We start from the raw sequence: 19,521 nt of genomic DNA, 5'->3' as shown, positions 1-19,521 counted from the left end.
CCTGCTCCTATCCTGTCAACGCTGGCTTCGGTGTCGAGAACGGTGAGATCCAGAGCCAGTCGTGTTCCCAACCTTAGCACCCGCTACCTGATCGGTTGGCGAGCCCACGGCTTTTTGCGAAAGAACCTACGCACCTCGTGTATGCCGCCAGCGCAGTGTCTGAACAATGGACCGTGACACGTTGCCGATGATTCCAACCGATCTTCAACGATCCGAGCGCGCCAGCGTATCGAGCCCACTTTCCGTCGATAACACCGCCACACGGTTGCGGCCGCTGTGCTTGGCCTGGTAAAGCGCCGCATCGGCCCGCTGGATGAAGACCTCGATGCTGTCCAGGCTGCTGGGCACAAAGGCATAGCAGCCCAGGCTCACCGTGAGGTAGCCGGTCGGGGAACCGGAATGGGTGATGTGCTTGTCGATGACGCTGCGGCGGATCTGCTCGGCCAACGCCATGGCCCCCGAAATATTGGTATCGGGCAACAGGACCGCAAACTCTTCGCCGCCATAACGCACCGCCAGATCGGCCTTGCGATGACAGCAGCTCTTGAGCACCTTGGCCACTTCCGCCAGGCAATGATCGCCTGCCACGTGCCCATAGGCGTCGTTGTAGCGCTTGAAGCAATCGATATCGAGCATGATCAGGCTCAAGGGGCTGCGCTGACGAGCCCCCCGGCCGAACTCAATGTCCAGGGCCCGTTCGAACAGACGCCGGTTCGCCAGCCCGGTGAGGCTGTCATGGGTGGCAATCAGCTCCAACGCTTCTTGAGCCTTGCGCAAGTCTGCCTCGATCCGTTCGCTGGTACGTACCTGGCGCACGAATACCCAGCCGAACAAGCAAATGCCCAGCACCACCAGGCCGACAATGAGGCTGGATTGGAAAGCCCTGTCATGCCACCCCGCCAGGATCGCATCTTCAGACATCGCGGCAGTGACCACCAGCGGATAAGCCTGCAGATGTTGGTGCCCATACAGCCTGACGACACCGTCGAAGGCCGAACGAATGAGTGCATCGCCAGACATCCCGCTGGCCAGGGCATGGTTGTAAATACTTTCCTGGGCCAAGGGGTGACCGATCCGCCCCTCATCGAAGGGGCGATGGGCCAAGAGTGTCCCGTCAGACAAAGCCAGGGCCATCTCGCCTTGCTCATCCAGGCTGAAGCTTTTGAAGAATCGGTCGAAGTACGACATTTTGATGCCGGCCATCAACACGCCTTGGAAGTGGCCATCCTGATCATTCAAACGCCGGGAAACGGGAATGATCCATTCGCCGTTTTGCCGGCTGCGGATCGCCGGGCCGATATGGGCGACCAAGGAGGCATTCTGTTGATGGAAAGCAAAATACTCCCGATCCGCCACCCCCGCGCCCCTGTGCAGGTCGTCAAAGGAGGTCACCACCCAGTGACCGTGCTTGTCGAACAGGAACAGGCCATGCAATTGCTCAAGCGATTGCACACGTCGGGCAAAGGTTTGCTGCAAGCGCGGCTGTACGGCGGGGCCGAGGCCATCTATTTGGATCCAATCTGCCAGACTGGCCAACACCAGATCAGCCTGGAGGAAGGTGTCCTGGGCCTGCTGGGCCATGGCCCGGGTCAGGGTCGCCGAAGCGACGCGGGCCGACTCCAGGTCGTGACTGCGCGACTGCTGCAGTTGCAGGTAAAGCAAACCGCACAGGCACAGGCACACCGCCGCGATAAACGTCACCGCTGCCTTGAGCAACGGCAGGCGCTTCAAGGCACCACCCGGGACATGGAAAGGATCGAAAATAGGGATAGGCAAGCGAATTCCTGAAGGGGGCAAAACATGAGCGAATTCGCTCAAAGCCCCTAATATTCGTGAGCTTAGCCTACCGCTTGTGAGGCGGCAATTTGCCTATGCAGCAGAGCCGATGGGTGGCTGCAGTGGATCCAAAAACCCGCCCAGGAGCCAACAAAAATACCCTCATCAGAACGATGAAATTACCCATGTAGGAGCTGCCGAAGGCTGCGATCTTTTGATCTGATCTGATCTTTCACTTGGGATTCAAGTGTCTGGGGAAAGATCGCAGCCTCGTTGCACTCGACAGCTCCTACACAGCTCCTACACAACTCCTACACAACTCCTACACAGCTCCTACAGCGCAGCCGAGCGGGAGCCAGGTCCCTCGGCCACGGGTCAGGTTATGGCCCTCACCGTACCGGCGGCACCCGGATCTCCCCGGCTCGGCATTGTGTCCTGACGCCCCTGCCACACGCGGCGAACTCTAAATCCTTGTCCATGCACACCCGCACTTCCGACAGTTGCGGCCCGCTGCAAATCACCGCAATGCCGTCAGGCCCGATGCCTGGATTGCTTTGGCGAAACAACCGGACAATTTCATCCGCCTGGAAATAATACGAGGAATTGAACGGCTGCAACTGCGATGGAATTTTCACCGCGCCCAAGGCTTTGTCGGCAACCTCCAGGTAGCCCATGGCGCCCAAGCCGCTGCAAGTGCCGTGTTTGTACCACTCATGCGCCATCAACTTGCGAGTAGGAAACAAGGCCAACCCCTTCTTCTGCTCCGCCGCCGTCAACGGCACCTGGGGCGCACAGGATTGCGGCCAGCCGCCGCGGGTGTATTGCGGCCAGAGGCCATGGAGCACAAAGCCGTAGCCTTTGCCGGAACACTGCGCATCCGCCTGGTGAGTCAGGCAGAACGTCGGTGACCAGGACAGCGCCAGCAAATAGTAGTCGAACACCCCGGCCACGGATTGCGCCCGTGCGTCACCGGACTGGCGGGCATTGGCCGCGCCCATGGAACCCAATGCCAGTACGATCAGCACGACAATGGCAAGACGTTGTTTCATTGACCCACTCCTTGGGGCGATTGTGCGAAAGCGCAATGATCCGGCGATGATTGTTTCAACCTTGTGTTTCAACTGTTTGAAGGGCTGTTTTTTACAAGCAAACCTTTTTACAAGCAAACCTTGCCGGGGGGCTATCCAAATTGCGTAACGCCCCATACCGTAGATCGCCTTTGACTTCTACGTGCCCCGTCCCCCATGAGCAAACCGACCCCAACCGACGACGAACAGCCCCTGACCAGACCCGTCGCCGTCAGCCTGCGCGTGGCTTTCTGGTTCTGGCTCAAATTGGGCTTCATCAGCTTCGGCGGCCCTGCGGGGCAGATCTCGATCATGCATCAGGAGCTGGTAGAGCGCCGACGCTGGATTTCCGAGCGACGATTCCTGCATGCGCTTAATTACTGCATGTTGCTGCCGGGGCCAGAGGCCCAGCAACTGGCCACGTACCTGGGTTGGCTGATGCACCGAAGCTGGGGCGGGGTGATCGCCGGGGCGCTGTTCGTGCTGCCTTCGCTGTTCATTCTCATCGCATTGTCCTGGCTGTACGTCGCCTTTGGCGAAGTGCCGGTCGTGGCGGGCATTTTCTATGGCATCAAGCCGGCCGTGACGGCAATCGTCGTGCATGCCGCCCACCGGATCGGTTCCCGCGCACTCAAGAACAATTGGCTGTGGGCGATCGCCGCAGCGTCGTTCACCGCAATATTTGCCTTCAACGTGCCCTTTCCGCTGATCGTGCTGGGTGCCGCCCTCATCGGTTACCTGGGCGGTCGCTGGATACCGGAAAAATTCAGCCTGGGCGGCCATGATGGCAAGCACCAATCCTTCGGCCCGGCATTAATCGACGATGACACCCCACCCCCGGACCACGTCCGGTTCAGCACCTTCAGGCTCGCCCGGCTGGCGATCATCGGCGTCCTGTTGTGGACATTGCCAATGGGCCTGCTGACCGCGGTGTTCGGCTGGGAAGGCACGCTGACGCAAATGGCCTGGTTCTTCACCAAGGCTGCATTGTTGACGTTCGGCGGCGCCTATGCGGTTTTGCCCTACGTGTACCAGGGTGCCGTCGGACACTTCGGCTGGCTGACGCCGGCACAGATGATCGACGGCCTGGCCCTGGGCGAAACCACCCCCGGGCCGCTGATCATGGTCGTGGCCTTCGTCGGTTTCGTCGGAGGCTACGTGATGCAGGTGTTTGGTCCCGAACAGGCCTTTCTCGCCGGGGCCGTCGCGGCCACGCTGGTGACCTGGTTCACGTTCCTGCCCTCGTTCCTGTTCATCCTCGCCGGCGGCCCGCTGGTGGAATCGACGCACAACATGCTGAAATTCACCGCGCCACTGACGGCGATCACCGCGGCGGTGGTCGGGGTGATCCTCAACCTGGCGTGCTTCTTCGGTTACCACGTACTCTGGCCCAACGGTTTTGCCGGTGCTCTGGACTGGCCGTCGGCAATCATCGCCATCGGGGCGGCCGTTGCGCTGTTTCGCTACAAGCTGGGGGTGATCCAGGTGTTGCTGGCGTGCGGGCTGGCTGGGCTGGCGGTGCACCTGCTGCGCTAGACGAGGCGTTTGCTCAGGTACGTCGCAGAAGCCGGGCACAAGGTTTTGAATTGGGCCGTCGCACTGATCGAAGCAGGCGCCAGCGAGCGGTCCTGTGCCTGATAGCCCTGGCCGGTAAAAAACACGGCGGCGCTGTCGGTCAGCAGATGGAGCTGCTCTACACCCTCACGTTTGGCAAACGCTTCGATAGCGGCCAGCACCGCCGAGCCAGCGCCCTTCCCCCGCTGCCCCTCAAGAACAACCAGTGAGCGCAGCAACCGGTCAGCCCCCTCCCCCTCGATGCCACCAAACGCCACAACAACATCTTGGTGGCTGAAGCTGAAGAACTGTCGACCGGGATACGTCAGGTCGTCCACGGGAAGACCGGCCAGGGTGAGCGCATCGCGCAACGGTCCCAGGTCGTTATTGCTCAGTGTTGTCATGCGCATGGTTGGTGCTCGGTCCTGTGTCCTGTCCTGATCATCGGGGCATTCCCGAATTTGGTTACAACTCACGGGGTGAATCGGAAGGTGAAGTTCAATAGGATTGCTCAAAAGTAAGCCACTGGCGTACATTAGCAATGATTTTTATTGAAACTCCAATTTTTACCCGGCGAGTCAAAGAACTGATGGATGACGATGATTTCGCTGTCCTACAGAAACTATTGGTGTGCAACCCCTCCGCTGGTGATGTTATGGAAGCCACCGGGGGGATCCGAAAGATCCGCATCGCAGCCAAAGGCCATGGCAAACGGGGTGGGGCCAGGGTGATCTACTACCACTTCGTCCATGCTTCGCGGATCGCGCTGTTGATGATATACCCGAAAAATGAACAGCAAGATTTGACTGTCGATCAACGCAAAGCATTAAAAATGATTGTCGAGCACTGGAGATAACCATGAGCAAATTTTTCGATGAGCTGATGGAAAGCGTACAACAGATGGATGAAATCGTTCGAGGCGAGCGCCAGCCGTCCCGGGAGTTCATCGTCGATGCGCTGCAGGTGAAAGAAATACGCAAGGCTACCGGCCTGACCCAAGCCAAATTTGCAGCACTGATCGACGTCCAATTGGGCACGCTTCGCAATTGGGAGCAAGGACGACGCGAGCCAACCGGTCCCGCTAAAGCGCTGTTGCGGGCGATTCATAATGATCCGAAACACGTGATCAGCGCCTTGGCAGTTTAAGCGTTACCGAAATGAACAGAACCTCTCAGGCACCGCTTCCATGTTGTGAAGGCGCTTGCTCCCCCACCCCATGACCCAGCGCAAATGAACACCCCAGCCCATCAGCTAAGCTCAACCTATCATCACGACAGGGAATCGACATGAGCAAGGCAGACGAGCTAGCGGCCAAACTGAGGAAAACCCAGCAAACCCGCGCGGATACCGACAACTGCGCCGACCTGGCGATCGAGCACTGGCCCGCCCAGGTCTACGAACTGTATCGCCAGATCGAAACCTGGTTGGCGCCCGTGTGCGAGGCAGGCCTGGACATTCGGCGTAACCCCACCCATGTATTTGAAAGTCATTCCAGCGGTTCGACGTACAGCTACGCCATCGATCAACTGGTGATCGAAGGCAATCACCAGCGCATTTCATTCGACCCGATTGCGCGTTTCTCGTCCAAGGGCGAAGGCTGCATTGAAGTCCATATGAAGGGGCAGGAACACTGCATCGTGCGCACACTCGGCGAACATGGTGAATCGCTCTGGCATATCCAGGCACTGCGCCTGTCCGCACAACCGCATCCTGAACCCGCCATGCTGGACGAGGACACCTTGCTCGCGCTGGTAGAGCAAGGCCTGGGGCTTTAACGCAAATGGGCGACCCTTGAGGTCGCCCATTTCGTTGGAGAACACACTAGAACTGCGGCGCTGATTCGAGTGTTGGATCGTTCCCGGGCACCGGTGGCGTCAGTTCTTGCGCCGGTCTGCCCACGAGTTTATGCAAGGCATTGTCGATTTCGTCAGCCGCACCTTGCGCGTATCGGGTATCCGCCCAGCTCCAGTACGGATCGGAGATCAGCCCGCCCACGGCGTGTGCACACAGTTCATCGCTGTTGATCCCCCTCTTCCCGGCGGCGGCGATAACGGCCATAAGGGCTTGCTCTAATTGGGAAATTCGCTCGGTAGTCACAATCAACCAACGTGATGGATAACAAACCAAGAGCATAACAAGCCATCAATATGCCACCAACCTGAAGCGCCCAACGGTCGTCCTTTCAACCTTCTTTGGCTTACACGGCTCGCCTCAACCCACCGAGCCATAGGGCGTTGCTTGCGTAGTCGATGAAGATTCCCGGAGCGCTGACCGAGCAGCCAGCACCGCAAGAACAGCGGCAACGCCCAACACCGCCGCGCTGGTTTCAAAGGTCGCGCGATAGCCACTCAGGTCGAACAGAAGGCCACCCACTGTCGCGCCCGCGGCGATGGCGAGTTGGACGATCGCCACCATCAGGCCGCCGCCGGCTTCGGCATCTTCCGGCAGCGTCCGCGAAAGCCAGGTCCACCAACCTACGGGCGCCGCCGTGGCCACCAAGCCCCAAAGGCCGAGCAGGACGGTCGTGATCGTTACCGAGCCACCGAACACCACCAGGGCAATGGCAATCGCGGCCATCAACAGCGGGATGACGATGAGCGTCCGATAGAGGTTGTTTTTCAAGCAGGCGCCGATCAGGAAGGTGCCCAGCAAACCCGCCACACCGATCACCAGCAACATGAAGGACAGCATGGAAACGTTCACCTGCGTCACCGTTTCAAGGAACGGTCGCAGGTAGGTGAACAACATGAACTGGCCCATGAAAAACGTGCTGACCGCCAGCATGCCGAGTGCGACCGGTGCCCGGGTCATCAACTTGAAGACATTGGTGCTGCCCTGCTTCCCCTGCGAAGGCATGGAGGGCAGGCGTAACAGCAGCCAGACCAGGGCGATGGCGGCGACGGGCACGATGCAGAAAAACGCGCCACGCCAACCGATGATCGCCCCCAGGAAACTGCCCAGCGGCGCAGCGACCACCGTCGCCAAGGCATTGCCGCCATTGACGATGGCCAGTGCCTGCGGAACCTGATCGTCCGGCACAAGCCGCATGGCGGTGGCTGCCGACAGCGACCAGAAGCCGCCAATCGCCACGCCGATCAACGCGCGACCGAGCATGAATACCGCATAGTTTGGTGCAAACGCCGCCACGGTGCCTGAAACGATCATCAGCAATGTCAGCCCCAGAAGGAGCCATTTGCGGTCGACCCGGGCGGCGAGCGATGCGATGAACAGGCTGGTGATCAGCGCAAAGGCGCCAGAGACGGCAATGCCTTGGCCGGCCTGCCCTTCGCTGACGTGAAGATCGGCCGCTACCGGCGTCAGCAAGCTGACTGGCATGAACTCCGAGGCAACGAGCACGAATGCGGCGAGGGCCATGGCAAGCACCGCGCCCCAGGCGGGCTGGCCTTGTGGCAAGGGGTTATCGGTCATTGGAGGACAATCCTGTGTTTCTTGTGTGGGAGCGAGCTTGCTCGCGATGACGGCAGCTCATCCAACATCACCGTCTCTGGCAGACCGCTTTCGCGAGCAGTTGGCAAGCGGGCCGTTGACGTCTGTCTTCAGCCGGCCAAAGTCGCGTTATCGATCACGAAGCGATACTTCACATCGCCCTTGAGCATGCGTTCGTAGGACGCGTTGATCTGCTCGGCCCGGACCAGTTCGATGTCGGCGACGATGCCGTGTTCTGCGCAGAAATCGAGCATCTCCTGGGTCTCGGGGATGCCGCCGATCATCGACCCGCCCAGGGTGCGCCGCTTCATGATCAGGTTGAAGACATTCGGCGAAGGATGCGCAGTTGCCGGGGCGCCCACCAGGGCCATCGTGCCGTCGCGCTTGAGCAGTACCAGCAATGCGTCCAGATCGTGAGGGGCCGCCACGGTGTTCAAGATGAAATCGAAACGCTTGGTGTGCGCGGCCATTTCTTCAGCATTGCGCGACACGACGACCTCGTCGGCCCCCAACTGCCTGGCATCCTCGCGCTTGGACTCGGACGTGGTGAATGCCACGACGTGAGCCCCCATCGCATGGGCGAGCTTGATGCCCATGTGGCCCAGGCCGCCGATGCCGACCACGCCGACTTTCTTGCCCGGCCCGACGTTCCAGTGGCGCAGCGGCGAATAGGTGGTGATGCCTGCGCAGAGCAGCGGCGCGACGGCGGCAAGCTGGGCTTCGGGGTGACGAATGCGCAACACATAGCGCTCATGCACCACGATGTTCTGCGAATAGCCACCCAGCGTCCAACCGGGCTCATCCGGGGTGGGAAAGTTGTAGGTCCCGATCATCCCGTCACAATAGTTTTCCAGGCCGCTGTTGCAGTCGTCGCAGTGCTTGCAGCTGTCGACAATGCAGCCAACGCCCACCAGGTCGCCGGCCTTGAAGCCGGACACATGGGCGCCGACCGCCGCGACCCGGCCGACGATTTCGTGGCCCGGCACGCAAGGGAACTGGGTACCCGCCCACTCGGCACGCACCTGGTGCAGGTCCGAATGGCAGATACCACAAAAAGCGATGTCGATCTGGACGTCGTGCGCGCCCGGCGTGCGACGAGTGATCTGCAGGGGTTCAAGGGGCTTGTCGCCCGCGTGAGCGCCATAGGCTTGTACACGCATCAGAGGACTCCTTGCTGGATTGAATGAGGTTGTATCTTCAGGGCTCGGCCCAGCCGGCCGGTAGTGCATTACGCTGAGATGCTTGCCTGATCCTATGAGTGTTTCTATCGCGTATAGGCAGCGCTTCGCTTGGCGAGTTAATGTTCTGCCTATAGCGCTTGAGCCGAGATGACACCCGGAACCGACATGGCCACCCAACGCAGATCCGTACAAGAGACTCTGGCCGCCATCATCGGCGCCCGGACCTCACAGCCGGGCGACTTTGAAACGCCCATCGCCGGCCTCGTCTTCTTTCGGCGTGACGCCCCGGCGCCGCCAGTGATTTGCATGATCGAACCGAGCATCGTGCTGGTGGCTCAAGGCGAGAAACAGGTGTGGATCGGTGGCGAAGCCTATGGCTACGACACCGGGCGATTCCTCATGACTTCCCTGGACATCCCGGCCAATTCCGAGGTGATGCAGGCCAGCCCCGAACAGCCCTGCCTGGGCCTGGTCCTGAGGCTCGACTTGCGCATGGTGGCCGATCTGATCGCCCAAGGCAGCCTGCCGCCGCCGCGTGATCGAGCGGTCGGGATCGGCGCGGGAATCGGCACCGCGACGCCTGACCTGCTGGCGCCATTCGCACGCCTGCTGGGGCTGCTGGATGAACCCGAAGCCATCCCCATACTGGCGCCGTTGATCCAGCGTGAGATTCACTACCGGCTGCTGCTCAGCGACCAGGCCGCCCGACTGCGGCAGATCGTTTCGGTCGATAGCCAGGGCTACCGGATCGCCAAGGCCATCGACTGGTTGAAATTGAACTACACCGAACCCGTGCGCGTAGACGACCTCGCGGCGCGGGTGCAAATGAGCGCGCCGACGTTTCACCATCACTTCCGCCAGCTCACGGCGATGAGCCCGCTGCAATACCAGAAGTGGCTGCGGTTGAACGAAGCAAAACGCTTGATGCTCAACGAGCACGTGGACGTGGCGAGTGCCGCCTTCAAGGTGGGTTATGAAAGCCCGTCCCAGTTCAGCCGCGAATATGCCCGCTTGTTTGGCGTGCCGCCCAAGCGGGACATTGCGGCATTGCGCGGGCCGGCCAAGGCTGGTTGATTCATCCGTGGGAGCAAAGCTTGCTCGCGATGCAGACACCTTGGCCTTCGGGAGACCGCGTCAGCTTCATCGCGGGCAAGCCTTGCTCCCACAGAGCGGTGCCGAGCACATGGACGTGGCGAGTGCCGCCTTCAAGGTGGGTTATGAAAGCCCTTCCCAGTTCAGCCGCGAATATGCCCGCTTGTTTGGCGTGCCGCCCAAGCGGGACATTGCGGCATTGCGCGGGCCGGCCAAGGCTGGTTGATTCATCCGTGGGAGCAAAGCTTGCTCGCGATGCCGTTACCTTGGCCTTCGGGAGACCGCGTCAGCTTCATCGCGGGCAAGCCTTGCTCCCACAGAGCGGTGCCGAGCACGTGGATGTGGCGAGTGCCGCCTTCAAGGTGGGTTATGAAAGCCCGTCCCAGTTCAGTCGCGAATATGCCCGCTTGTTTGGCGTGCCGCCCAAGCGGGACATTGCGGCATTACGCGGGCCGGCCAAGGCTGGTTGATTCATCCGTGGGAGCAAAGCTTGCTCGCGATGCAGACACCTTGGCCTTCGGGAGACCGCGTCAGCTTCATCGCGGGCAAGCCTTGCTCCCACAGAGCGGTGCCGAGCACATGGACGTGGCGAGTGCCGCCTTCAAGGTGGGTTATGAAAGCCCTTCCCAGTTCAGCCGCGAATATGCCCGCTTGTTTGGCGTGCCGCCCAAGCGGGACATTGCGGCATTGCGCAGGCCGGCCAAGGCTGGTTGATTCATCCGTGGGAGCAAAGCTTGCTCGCGATGCAGACACCTTGGCCTTCGGAAGACCGCGTCAGCTTCATCGCGGGCAAGCCTTGCTCCCACAGAGCGGTGCCTTTTGCGCCAACGCAACGCACTTCAACGCGCCTGGAGATTCGCTCGTACTGTGCGATTGCCAATCGCAACCCAACGATGCGTAAGCTGTGGAAGACCTTGGAAGGCGCTTCTTTGCAGCGGCTGGGCAGCGCACCCTCTGCGCCAGAAGGTGCGAACTGATCGGTGGAGGCTACGCGCTCAAGCCGATCCAGCCGTGGAAACCCACGTAGAGACCGACGCCGATGATCAACACGCTGGACAGGTAAGGTGCCCGACGCGCAACGGTGCCCAGCCAAGGCCAGCGATTGGACGCCTGCCTTGCACCAATGGCCGCTGCAGCCCCCACGGTCACCAGGGTCATCGCCAGGCCGATGCTGAAGCACAGAACAAGCAGGCCGCCCAGCGCGACCTCTTTGACTTGCAGGCACAGCAGCAGCACGGTAATGGCCGCGGGGCAAGGAATCAGGCCGCCCGTCAGGCCGAACATTATGATCTGGCCCGTACTGACCTCCCGATGGGTGAAGCGCTTGCGGATGTCGTTGGCATGCGCCTGTTCGTGGGCGTCCTGATAACCCTCCAGCGACAGCACCAGGCCTTTGGGTTCGGGATGCCCGTGGTCATGTTCGTGGTGGTGATGATCGTGATCGTGATGATGGTGTTCATGACTTTGCGCGAACCTGAACATCTGCTCGCCGCGCCAGGTACGCCACAGCATCCACAGCGCAATGGCAATGATCAGCGCGGCAGAGGCCAGCTGGAAATATGGCTCGGAGGTTTCGGCGTCCAACCCCTGGCCCAGGTACATGCCGCCGATGGCGACCAACCACACCACCGCGGTGTGGGACAGCGTCGCCGCCAAGCCCAGCAACACCGCCTGCTTGACCGAGCCCCGAATGGCCACGATAAACGCCGCCATCATGGTTTTCGAATGACCCGGTTCCAGGCCATGCAAGGCGCCCAGCAAGATAGCGCTGGGGAAATACAACCAGGCGTGAGTGCCACCCTGTTGCAGCAATTCAGCAAAATTGGGCATGTCGGGCCTAGAGATACTTGGTGATTTGTTTGAAGGCTTCCAGCGGCGCGCGCTCGCCTTTATGCAACGACGAAACGGTGTCCTCCAGGCAGTGATCGATGTGATCCTGGATCAACGTCCGCTTGGCCTGGCACACCGCTTTCTCCACCGCATGCAACTGCTGGGCGATATCCACGCACTCACGCCCCTCTTCGATCATCGTGATAATGCTGCGTAAATGACCGTCCGCGCGCTTGAGCCGCTTGATGATCGCCGCATGGCTTTGGTGGGGATGTTCGTGGTCGTGCTCAGTCATGGTTTGAGCCTTGGGTTTCGATGAATTTACCCCGCCATCCTATCCCCCCAGGGGGGATATAAGCAAACTCATCGAAACGCCGACTAACCTGTGGGAGCGGGCTTGCTCGCGAAGGCATCAGCACGGCCAGCATCCTGCAAACTGACCCACCGCTATCGCGAGCAGGCTCGCTCCCACAATCGCTGGCTGCAAGGGATGATGAGTCAGGCAGGCGACCTTATGAGATCGCCCACTTCCATTACAAAGCCAAGACCTGCGCCTGCAATCGCCGCCCAATCACATCCAGCAAATCACACCCATCGCGCAGGGGGATCGCTAGCACTTGGGCAAAATCATGAAGTATCACGGCGTCCGTACTGATGTCGGAACGCATGGCGAGGTTTTCCAGCAACTGAGTGACAGCGGCGATGCGGTAAGCGGCGGTGTCGTGCAGCACGTCCAGCGGCGCTTCTGTGTCGATCAGGAGCGCGTGGAAATTGTTTTCGATACCAGTGATAGGCATGTAGCGGGACATGAGGGGTTACTCCTGCGGGGATGAAAGGCCAGTGGCGGATTGGGATGCCGCAGGCAAAGGGAGCGAATCAGGGATCGAGATTCGGATATTTGGCAGGAGATATTCTTGGGTGACGCTAGACGAAAACCACCTTGGATTGGCTGTGGTTTTCGGAGGGTTGGGGGTGAGCTTTTTCATTGGCTAACTTCCTGAGTAAGAGAAATATCTGCCAGCATCACTTCCACATGATGGGTGGCAGCTGTACGCGGGTGTGGAAGACCGGCACTCAGGAACCCGGCGCGCCCTAGGACGCCCCGCGTACAGCCGCCGTAATTTAACAGCAGACATAAGAAAAGTGTCTGCTTTAAATTTTGCGGCGCTACGCGCCTTTGAGTAAGGGCTTCCACACCCTGCCGCTGAATTTGCAGCGACGGAGAAAACTTAGCGCACGGGGTGACTGGGTGGATAGTCAGCGGGGAGCGACGCGGCTTGAGGGAAATTTCCGATGAGAGTGTCCGGCTATGGATTGGGCAGCGCAGCTATGGGCGACAAGGACAAATCTCGAAACGAATGCGCCCAACGCTTTTCGTCCAGGCCGCAACATAGGCCACGCCAACAGGATGGGCTATAATCCGCCCACCAGCGCGATTTGAGGTCCAGCCCATGGGCAATGTCAGCCTTGAAACCAAAAAGGCCTATGCCGCCAGGACGCGTAGATCCAACTACGCGGCCAGCCTCCGTCTGGAAGGTTTCAAAACGACCTTCGCGGACGGCGAACGCAAAATGCCAACGCGTGAAGAGGTCTTGAAGGCCTTCACCCAGACCAGAACCTGATGCCTGACAAATATGGAGTCGGCGAGGACGCTTATTGCTATCCCGGCTCCACCGTCCTTCGCAACAAACTCGATATTCGAGACGAACCGACCCTAAGCGAAGCCGAACAACAACTCTCGGCCATCGCCGCGGACAACGTCGAATTCAGCCCTCCTCCCTACAGCCTGGCTTACCTTCAAAACATTCATCGAATTCTCTTTTCCGACCTGTTCGAATGGGCCGGAGAGCTGCGTACCGTTGGAATGTCCAAACAAGCCACCCGCTTCTGCCAACCTGAGTACATGGAGAAAGAAGCCAATAAGATCTTCGCCAACATGGCCGCGGCAAACTGGTTCGAGGGCATGGAGCGGGTTGAGCTGATAGTCGCTGTGGCAGAGGCCTATTCCGACATCAACGTCGTACACCCCTTCCGCGAAGGCAATGGCCGTGCCCAGCGCATCCTGTTTGAACACCTCATCATGAATGCCGGGTTTGAGATCAGTTGGTGGGGGATTGAAAAGGACGAGTGGATCTATGCCAATATCGCGGCTTACAACTGCGTTATGGAGCCTATGGAGCAGGTTTTTGAGAAGTGTATTGGGCAGGCGATTCAAGCTTGACCGTACAACGTTATCCCCCCACTCAGCGTCTTACCGTTCATTTCGCCAAGTGATACAGTCACCGCCACTCAACATCTGTTGAAGCACTATAAATGTACAAGACGAAATCATTCCCACCCAATAAAAAAGGTCGCGACTTTGTGGTGGGCGACATCCACGGACACTTCAAACTTCTAACAGCAGCCTTAAACGAACTAGACTTCAACACAGAGCTGGATCGCATCTTTTCCGTGGGAGACCTCATCGACCGAGGTCCCGACTCCATAGACGTATTGAACTGGCTAGAGAAACCGTGGTTCCATGCCGTGCGCGGCAATCATGAGCAGATGCTTATTGACTGTATCTCCGGCCATGGCGACATACCCCGACATATCCGAAATGGTGGAGCCTGGTTGTACGAATTACAGCCCACCATCCAGCATGAGCTTTTAAAAGCCTTGCAAGCACTTCCATTGATCATCGAAATCAATTTACCAAGCGATCAAACAATTGGAATAGTCCATGCCGAAGTTCCTGTCATCCGAAGTGACGATGGCTGGCAGGAAGCCAAAGACGCTATCACTGGAAGTTCTGGGGAGCCACATCAGCGGCACGCCTTGAAAACAGCACTGTATGCAAGAGAGAAAATCGAGCAACAAGACCACACTTCCATCAGAGGAATAGACCGGCTCTATGTTGGGCACTCAACAGTACCCAGCATCATACGCCTGGGCAACGTCGTTTATATCGACACTGGCTGCTCATTTTCCGACGGTGCATTGAGCTTGGTAGACATCCAAACCGAAACCATAATCAGCGTAAGCATGGGGCAGTGAGAATGGGGCAGTCGCATTTGCTTTGATCCTCGGTGTGAGCTCAACGTCATGCTATTTTGATTCAGACTCCCAATGCCCCTACAAACTGCCCCGCTCTACCGCCGCTTCTCCGTCGTACCGATGATGGATTGGGCGTAGCCGGCACGTTGAACCCCGACCAGTCTGGCCACCCGCTCGAGAACACATTGCTTTGTAGCAATTTCTAAGCATGCAGCGATTACCGCCTACGAGATGCACTACCGGTACTACTCTTTCCTTTTTCGAAAGAAGTCGATGCCATGTCAGACAAATATTCGCTAGCGGACGTGCTGGAAAGGGTGTATGAAAATCAGCTCGGATTGGAGGGTGCCCTGATGGAGCTGACGCTTCATGCTGAAAAGCAACGTCTGGCAGAGGTTGGGGAAAACGTTCGCGGGGCTTTATGGACGATTGGTGAGAACGCCGGGCACATAACGCAGGGGTTGGCCAGGCTGAAGGGAAAGACCGCTGGCTAGAGTCGATCGGCTATGCCGTTTCCGAATTCAAGTTTTTGGGCCGCTCTTGGACGAAGACGGCAGGATCTGTTTTACAAGGTTAATAGAGGCACAAATCATGCCTACCTCGCTTGAAAAAATTCAGGCTCATGCATCTCATTTACTCGATGCATTTATTGAAATGCGTCAGAGGTATTCGATCCTAGACCCGATGCTTTTCGATGAAACTGTCGTGACCACCCTTGGCTCCGGAGAACGAGCTATGGGGTTTAGCATTCTTAAGCACTCATTATTCCTCTCATGTGCGCAGGACATAGCAAAACTGACGTTCGATGATGATCCGCGAACACCAAGCTTAAACAATAGTATTCAAGCACTGACTGACGACGCTCTTCGACAAACACTACGTGAACAGTTTGCTAACTGGAAAATACCTAACGACAAAGATGTGACCGACACCGAAATACTTGAGGCCCTGAGACGCTTGGAGCTGCGCGAAGAAGCTCAGCTTGGATCCCAATTCGATGAATTGTATTGCGAGGCCAGCAAACTATGGGCGGTGTTATCAACTAGTGCAACAATTAAGTCATTCAGAACCATTCGTGACAAGGTATCTGCACATACAGAAGTGCGCTATTTAGCAGATAAATACCAGTTTGTTGACATCAGCACGTTAGGCATCAAATGGGGTGACATCAAAACAACTGTAGAGCAGATGCAACGCCTCGTGGAGATCATCGAGATGCTTACCCGAAACGCCGGGTTCGCATGGGAATCGCTCGATGCGCAACTGAAAAATGCGAGCGCGGCGTTCTGGAGCCGTTGACGTAGCAGGCCGCTAGCCAAATCACACAAACTTCAAAAGCCAGATGTCCATTTAGTGGTGATAGCTGCCTATTGCAAATGGCAGTATTTTGTCCACTACAGCAATTCAGTCGCTATGGTTAGGGACTCGAACCCGATCAGGCGAGACCGCAGGCCGCTATAGCCCACTATTGATGAGGTTAATGCCTCATTTGAAAGGCCGGCAAGGGCCTATAACGGCCTGCGTTTCGCCCTAAATTTGCGCTAAAAAATCAGCCAGTCACTCTGCTTAAACGAAACATTTGGGTATCTGAGGCCCCTCGATTGGTGGTGTCCCCTCACCGGAGCGCAATGCATCCCGATGAAAAAAGTATCTTGTATAGGCGAGCAACTGCAGCTAAGTCGCCGTCAAGGGCGCTCGGCCCTCCAAGCTTGCGAGGTGATCTTGACCGGGTAGACATTCGGGCGCTTGGACTTCAACGTCTCATCTACGAAGGTACGGCCTCTATGCGGTCTGCCGCTGCCGGGGAAAAGCCACCTAGATATCTGGAAGGATTTACAGACCCTTGTTCAGGCGGGCCTTGCTTGGTCTGGCACTGACAGTGCTGACCAAAGATGTCGAAATCAAGGGTGCAAATCGGTCAGTCATGGGTGCAGCGTCCCTGGCAGCATGGGGATCGCTTGAGTGGCATGTGATATACGCACCGTTAGCGTGTACAATTGACCAATTTGGGTTTACGCCCCGCTACGTTTGAAATGAAGGGCCATATGGAATTCCACGACATCTTGCATGGGCTCATGAGGTTTTCAGATGAAAGCCTAACTTCGTTACTCGCCGATCTCATAGATAGCCCGGAGATTCACCGGCTACGAAACATGCGTCAAATGAATTTTGATGTGCCTCTTATCCAAGAACTCGGAAGATCCAGACGCCTCCCTCACTCGATTGGGGTAACTTATCTTGCTGTAGAATTAGCACACAAAAGCAATTTAAGTATAGATGCAACAAAGGCACTACTCGCCGCAGCGATTTTACATGATGCAGCCATTCCACCGTATGGCCATCTCGTGGAATCGGAACTCAAACGTGTCGCCCCTAACTTTAATCATGAAGAAACGCTGTCAGCTTTAATTAGCGGAACGCTCAACAAAGATAATGCGTATCTAGAAATTGTTCCAGGCAAGCAGTTGCAACTTGAGAAGATTTTGCGCAAACACAACGTCAATCAAGATGCGGTGATTAATCTAGTTTGTCCGAAACCTGGACTCCACAGCGCTGTGTCTGCGGACATTGATATCGATAACATCGACAACGTTCATCGAATGGCAGCGATGCTTGGATGGGACTATGCTAGAGAAAACATAGTTAAACTGCGCAAATGCATGAAGTTGAACGAAAAATCTGGACTTATCTTTAGCGAAGCAGCTATTGAACCGCTAAAAAAGTGGATAGATTTCAGGCAGCGCATCTACACAATGATAATTGCACACCCTGAATGCATTCCATACAACGCGCTCCAAACGGATTTAGTTCGTCGAGCAGTTGAGAATGAAGTTATCACACTTGAAAATTGGCATATGACTGAGCCGGAGTTTGAAGAGAAACTTCGCAAACACCCGAGCACAGCAACTTTGGCACAGCAGCTCATTTCCGGATGCGAATATCATCTTATTGATTACGTATGGTTTAAAAACTTTCACACTTCAAAAAAACTTAAGAACGCGGAGATTGCTGAATACATTTCACATCGTGTGGATGTACCGTTCAATGATCCGACCTATTTCGTATGGAATGAAAAAGGTCTAATTTGCCGTGAAATTAAGGTCCCTCTTGACAATGACAAGGGGACAGTAATTCTCGGCGAAAACTCTACTAGCTGTATGATTTCGCTGATTAAGAAGACACCAGGCAAACCTAAAATGTTATTGCCAGATATAATCGAATGGAGAAAAAAGGTTACGACTGCATTCTGTGACCTTTTTGAAGTCGATATTTTTGAAGCTGAATTCCCGGAAACATATAAAGGAAGCTTCTACGCCGAAACGGATGAATTCCCATTTGAACTTAACTGAGCATCTAGAAAATATAGATTGGTCTTTCCCAAATCTCAGCAATTCGGGAATCCACTCACTCCATTGGTATCCAGCAACCTATATTGCAGCGATTCCCGGCACGCTAATTCCTGCTTTTACGCAAAAAGGCGATATTGTTTTAGATCCTTTTAACGGGTCCGGAACAACTGGAGTAGAGGCAGTTAGACTAGGTAGAAATTTTATTGGGATAGACACAAACCCAATTGCGTTACTTATGAGCGAAGCAAAGCTCTACTTCCCTGACCCAAACAGCCTTCGAAAGCAAATTGATATTATTATCAACGAATCGGAAAATCTTTTTGGAACAAAACTAGCAGAACCTCATCCTCATGAAGAGGAACTTCGTGCTTGGTATCACCCGGACACACTTTTCACATTAAACCGTTTATTATCTTCCATACTTGAAACCAAAAGCCTTCAACTTAAAAAATGTTTGCTTGCGATTTTCTCCGGAATACTGAAAAACACCTCTTCACAGGGTCGTCATTGGGGATGGGTTTGCGATAACGTAAAACCAAAGCCGTCCGAAATAGTTCCAAAAGATGCACTATTAACATTTCGCAATGCTACTAACGAATATCTTAAATTAACTCAGCTTTCTCACAAGGCGGTACAAGTTCACGTAGAGAAGGAAACGAGAAAACAAACTCGATCTCGTTACAAACTGCTTGCCGGTGACTGCGTAGCGAACATGGAGTCTATTCCGAACGATCACATTGACTTCATCATGACCTCCCCGCCTTATTACGGCGTGGCCGATTATGTAAAGTCACAACGACTCAGTTACTTGTGGTTTGATAAAGACGAGCTTGCTGCTGAACGGCTGGGCTTTAGAGATTTTGAGAAGCTTCGCTCAGCCGAGTCTGGGGCCAGGTCAAATCGTTCTAGAAAAAACAGCCATGAATTATATATGAGCTTCATGGCTAGCTTTTTCAAACAGAGCTTTCGCATACTTAAACAAGGCTCATCTATGGCATTAGTAGTGGGTGAATCTCAGGCAAGAGCCTCAACTACTGACGATTTAATATTTTCTGCAATCAATCAGGGGTTCACTCTCGCGCTAAGGAAAGAAAGAAACATAAAAATAAGTCGCAGACGCTTAATGGCAAAAGTTAAATGCGAAGACATTCTAGTATTTATAAAAAATTAGGATCCGAGGGAGTGGAG

At 56.3% G+C, this 19,521-nt stretch carries 21 protein-coding genes and 4 pseudogenes; 16 read left to right on the top strand and 9 right to left on the bottom strand.

Annotated features, from left to right (window positions below; all coding sequences use genetic code 11):
- Positions 1-204 precede the first annotated feature (204 nt).
- Positions 205-1,776 carry a GGDEF domain-containing protein gene (locus GFU70_RS09495; RefSeq protein WP_058545618.1) on the bottom strand — a complete coding sequence of 524 codons (1,572 nt, stop codon included), beginning with the start codon at positions 1,774-1,776 and terminating at the stop codon, positions 205-207.
- A gap of 389 nt (positions 1,777-2,165) precedes the next feature.
- Positions 2,166-2,825: a ribonuclease T2 family protein gene (locus GFU70_RS09490; RefSeq protein ID WP_058545617.1), complete on the bottom strand. Its 660-nt coding sequence runs from the start codon at positions 2,823-2,825 to the stop codon at positions 2,166-2,168.
- A 195-nt stretch (positions 2,826-3,020) separates the two neighbouring features.
- On the opposite strand from GFU70_RS09490, the gene chrA reads away from it, so the two are divergent.
- Positions 3,021-4,379 carry a chromate efflux transporter gene (chrA, locus tag GFU70_RS09485; protein WP_153387925.1) on the top strand — a complete coding sequence of 453 codons (1,359 nt, stop codon included), beginning with the start codon at positions 3,021-3,023 and terminating at the stop codon, positions 4,377-4,379.
- On the opposite strand, the gene arsN2 is transcribed toward chrA, so the two are convergent.
- Positions 4,376-4,807, bottom strand: coding sequence for an arsenic resistance N-acetyltransferase ArsN2 (gene arsN2, locus GFU70_RS09480; protein ID WP_153387924.1), 432 nt, complete (start codon positions 4,805-4,807; stop codon positions 4,376-4,378). The two genes, chrA and arsN2, sit on opposite strands and share 4 nt — an antisense overlap.
- A 131-nt stretch (positions 4,808-4,938) precedes the next feature.
- Between arsN2 and GFU70_RS09475 the strand changes: the two genes are divergently transcribed.
- From GFU70_RS09475 to GFU70_RS09465, 3 genes are all read left to right on the top strand, one after another.
- Entirely contained in the window at positions 4,939-5,253 is a 315-nt protein-coding gene (locus tag GFU70_RS09475) for a type II toxin-antitoxin system RelE/ParE family toxin (protein WP_114731147.1), read from the top strand.
- 2 nt (positions 5,254-5,255) lie between these two features.
- Entirely contained in the window at positions 5,256-5,543 is a 288-nt protein-coding gene (locus GFU70_RS09470) for a helix-turn-helix domain-containing protein (protein ID WP_058545613.1), read from the top strand.
- Positions 5,544-5,683: 140 nt separating this feature from the next.
- Complete coding sequence (locus GFU70_RS09465; protein WP_116642811.1) at positions 5,684-6,172, top strand: hypothetical protein; 489 nt, start codon at positions 5,684-5,686, stop codon at positions 6,170-6,172.
- A gap of 46 nt (positions 6,173-6,218) precedes the next feature.
- On the opposite strand, the gene GFU70_RS09460 is transcribed toward GFU70_RS09465, so the two are convergent.
- The 3 genes from GFU70_RS09460 to GFU70_RS09450 form a co-directional block, all read right to left on the bottom strand.
- Positions 6,219-6,455: a hypothetical protein gene (locus tag GFU70_RS09460; protein WP_175360461.1), complete on the bottom strand. Its 237-nt coding sequence runs from the start codon at positions 6,453-6,455 to the stop codon at positions 6,219-6,221.
- Between the two features lie 153 nt (positions 6,456-6,608).
- The gene (locus GFU70_RS09455) at positions 6,609-7,826 is read right to left on the bottom strand and encodes an MFS transporter (RefSeq protein ID WP_153387923.1); all 1,218 of its coding nucleotides are present in this window, start codon (positions 7,824-7,826) and stop codon (positions 6,609-6,611) included.
- Positions 7,827-7,954: 128 nt separating this feature from the next.
- The gene (locus GFU70_RS09450) at positions 7,955-9,004 is read right to left on the bottom strand and encodes an NAD(P)-dependent alcohol dehydrogenase (protein ID WP_116642813.1); all 1,050 of its coding nucleotides are present in this window, start codon (positions 9,002-9,004) and stop codon (positions 7,955-7,957) included.
- 186 nt (positions 9,005-9,190) lie between these two features.
- Here GFU70_RS09450 and GFU70_RS09445 point away from each other — a divergent pair, with 186 nt between their 5' ends.
- From GFU70_RS09445 to GFU70_RS28700, 5 genes and pseudogenes are all read left to right on the top strand, one after another.
- Positions 9,191-10,099 (top strand): AraC family transcriptional regulator, encoded by a 909-nt coding sequence (locus tag GFU70_RS09445; RefSeq protein WP_153387922.1) that lies wholly within the window; start codon positions 9,191-9,193, stop codon positions 10,097-10,099.
- Between the two features lie 103 nt (positions 10,100-10,202).
- A pseudogene (locus GFU70_RS09440) lies at positions 10,203-10,343 on the top strand (AraC family transcriptional regulator); the annotation flags it as partial.
- 103 nt (positions 10,344-10,446) lie between these two features.
- Positions 10,447-10,587: pseudogene (locus tag GFU70_RS09435) on the top strand (AraC family transcriptional regulator); the annotation flags it as partial.
- A gap of 103 nt (positions 10,588-10,690) precedes the next feature.
- A pseudogene (locus GFU70_RS09430) lies at positions 10,691-10,831 on the top strand (AraC family transcriptional regulator); the annotation flags it as partial.
- 125 nt (positions 10,832-10,956) lie between these two features.
- Positions 10,957-11,094 (top strand): annotated as a pseudogene (locus tag GFU70_RS28700) (LysR family transcriptional regulator); the annotation flags it as partial.
- Between the two features lie 10 nt (positions 11,095-11,104).
- Here the strand turns inward: GFU70_RS28700 and GFU70_RS09425 are convergent.
- The 3 genes from GFU70_RS09425 to GFU70_RS09415 form a co-directional block, all read right to left on the bottom strand.
- Positions 11,105-11,947: a nickel/cobalt efflux transporter gene (locus GFU70_RS09425; RefSeq protein ID WP_153387921.1), complete on the bottom strand. Its 843-nt coding sequence runs from the start codon at positions 11,945-11,947 to the stop codon at positions 11,105-11,107.
- Positions 11,948-11,954: 7 nt separating this feature from the next.
- Complete coding sequence (locus GFU70_RS09420) at positions 11,955-12,242, bottom strand: metal-sensing transcriptional repressor (protein ID WP_058542815.1); 288 nt, start codon at positions 12,240-12,242, stop codon at positions 11,955-11,957.
- 238 nt (positions 12,243-12,480) lie between these two features.
- A complete protein-coding gene (locus GFU70_RS09415) occupies positions 12,481-12,756 on the bottom strand; it encodes a hypothetical protein (protein ID WP_018610006.1) in 276 nt (91 codons plus the stop codon).
- A 642-nt stretch (positions 12,757-13,398) separates the two neighbouring features.
- On the opposite strand from GFU70_RS09415, the gene GFU70_RS09410 reads away from it, so the two are divergent.
- The 7 genes from GFU70_RS09410 (at position 13,399) to GFU70_RS09380 (ending at position 19,504) form a co-directional block, all read left to right on the top strand.
- A complete protein-coding gene (locus GFU70_RS09410; RefSeq protein WP_003199786.1) occupies positions 13,399-13,569 on the top strand; it encodes a YhfG family protein in 171 nt (56 codons plus the stop codon).
- Positions 13,569-14,168: a putative adenosine monophosphate-protein transferase Fic gene (locus GFU70_RS09405; RefSeq protein ID WP_116642818.1), complete on the top strand. Its 600-nt coding sequence runs from the start codon at positions 13,569-13,571 to the stop codon at positions 14,166-14,168. Before GFU70_RS09410 ends, GFU70_RS09405 begins: the two co-directional genes overlap by 1 nt.
- Before the next feature lie 92 nt (positions 14,169-14,260).
- The gene (locus GFU70_RS09400) at positions 14,261-14,983 is read left to right on the top strand and encodes a metallophosphoesterase (RefSeq protein ID WP_153387920.1); all 723 of its coding nucleotides are present in this window, start codon (positions 14,261-14,263) and stop codon (positions 14,981-14,983) included.
- Between the two features lie 278 nt (positions 14,984-15,261).
- Positions 15,262-15,477, top strand: a complete 216-nt coding sequence (locus GFU70_RS09395; protein ID WP_153387919.1) for a hypothetical protein — start codon at positions 15,262-15,264, stop codon at positions 15,475-15,477.
- Positions 15,478-15,574: 97 nt separating this feature from the next.
- Positions 15,575-16,282, top strand: a complete 708-nt coding sequence (locus GFU70_RS09390) for a hypothetical protein (RefSeq protein ID WP_153387918.1) — start codon at positions 15,575-15,577, stop codon at positions 16,280-16,282.
- Positions 16,283-17,028: 746 nt separating this feature from the next.
- A complete protein-coding gene (locus GFU70_RS09385; protein ID WP_193034286.1) occupies positions 17,029-18,333 on the top strand; it encodes an HD domain-containing protein in 1,305 nt (434 codons plus the stop codon).
- Positions 18,320-19,504 carry a DNA methyltransferase gene (locus GFU70_RS09380; protein WP_193034285.1) on the top strand — a complete coding sequence of 395 codons (1,185 nt, stop codon included), beginning with the start codon at positions 18,320-18,322 and terminating at the stop codon, positions 19,502-19,504. Before GFU70_RS09385 ends, GFU70_RS09380 begins: the two co-directional genes overlap by 14 nt.
- Positions 19,505-19,521 lie beyond the last annotated feature (17 nt).

Source organism: Pseudomonas brassicacearum, assembly GCF_009601685.2.
In the GTDB taxonomy this organism is placed as follows: Bacteria; Pseudomonadota; Gammaproteobacteria; order Pseudomonadales; family Pseudomonadaceae; genus Aquipseudomonas; species Aquipseudomonas kilonensis_B.
This window is presented reverse-complemented; position numbering and strand designations above follow the sequence as displayed.

Excerpts from the sequence above, each read along its gene's own strand:
- GFU70_RS09490 (WP_058545617.1), bottom strand. The coding sequence starts at position 2,825 with ATGAAACAACGTCTTGCCATTGTCGTGCTGATCGTACTGGCATTGGGT.
- chrA (WP_153387925.1), top strand. The coding sequence starts at position 3,021 with ATGAGCAAACCGACCCCAACCGACGACGAACAGCCCCTGACCAGACCC.
- arsN2 (WP_153387924.1), bottom strand. The coding sequence starts at position 4,807 with ATGCGCATGACAACACTGAGCAATAACGACCTGGGACCGTTGCGCGAT.
- GFU70_RS09475 (WP_114731147.1), top strand. The coding sequence starts at position 4,939 with ATGATTTTTATTGAAACTCCAATTTTTACCCGGCGAGTCAAAGAACTG.
- GFU70_RS09470 (WP_058545613.1), top strand. The coding sequence starts at position 5,256 with ATGAGCAAATTTTTCGATGAGCTGATGGAAAGCGTACAACAGATGGAT.
- GFU70_RS09465 (WP_116642811.1), top strand. The coding sequence starts at position 5,684 with ATGAGCAAGGCAGACGAGCTAGCGGCCAAACTGAGGAAAACCCAGCAA.
- GFU70_RS09460 (WP_175360461.1), bottom strand. The coding sequence starts at position 6,455 with ATGGCCGTTATCGCCGCCGCCGGGAAGAGGGGGATCAACAGCGATGAA.
- GFU70_RS09455 (WP_153387923.1), bottom strand. The coding sequence starts at position 7,826 with ATGACCGATAACCCCTTGCCACAAGGCCAGCCCGCCTGGGGCGCGGTG.
- GFU70_RS09450 (WP_116642813.1), bottom strand. The coding sequence starts at position 9,004 with ATGCGTGTACAAGCCTATGGCGCTCACGCGGGCGACAAGCCCCTTGAA.
- GFU70_RS09445 (WP_153387922.1), top strand. The coding sequence starts at position 9,191 with ATGGCCACCCAACGCAGATCCGTACAAGAGACTCTGGCCGCCATCATC.
- GFU70_RS09425 (WP_153387921.1), bottom strand. The coding sequence starts at position 11,947 with ATGCCCAATTTTGCTGAATTGCTGCAACAGGGTGGCACTCACGCCTGG.
- GFU70_RS09420 (WP_058542815.1), bottom strand. The coding sequence starts at position 12,242 with ATGACTGAGCACGACCACGAACATCCCCACCAAAGCCATGCGGCGATC.
- GFU70_RS09415 (WP_018610006.1), bottom strand. The coding sequence starts at position 12,756 with ATGTCCCGCTACATGCCTATCACTGGTATCGAAAACAATTTCCACGCG.
- GFU70_RS09410 (WP_003199786.1), top strand. The coding sequence starts at position 13,399 with ATGGGCAATGTCAGCCTTGAAACCAAAAAGGCCTATGCCGCCAGGACG.
- GFU70_RS09405 (WP_116642818.1), top strand. The coding sequence starts at position 13,569 with ATGCCTGACAAATATGGAGTCGGCGAGGACGCTTATTGCTATCCCGGC.
- GFU70_RS09400 (WP_153387920.1), top strand. The coding sequence starts at position 14,261 with ATGTACAAGACGAAATCATTCCCACCCAATAAAAAAGGTCGCGACTTT.
- GFU70_RS09395 (WP_153387919.1), top strand. The coding sequence starts at position 15,262 with ATGTCAGACAAATATTCGCTAGCGGACGTGCTGGAAAGGGTGTATGAA.
- GFU70_RS09390 (WP_153387918.1), top strand. The coding sequence starts at position 15,575 with ATGCCTACCTCGCTTGAAAAAATTCAGGCTCATGCATCTCATTTACTC.
- GFU70_RS09385 (WP_193034286.1), top strand. The coding sequence starts at position 17,029 with ATGGAATTCCACGACATCTTGCATGGGCTCATGAGGTTTTCAGATGAA.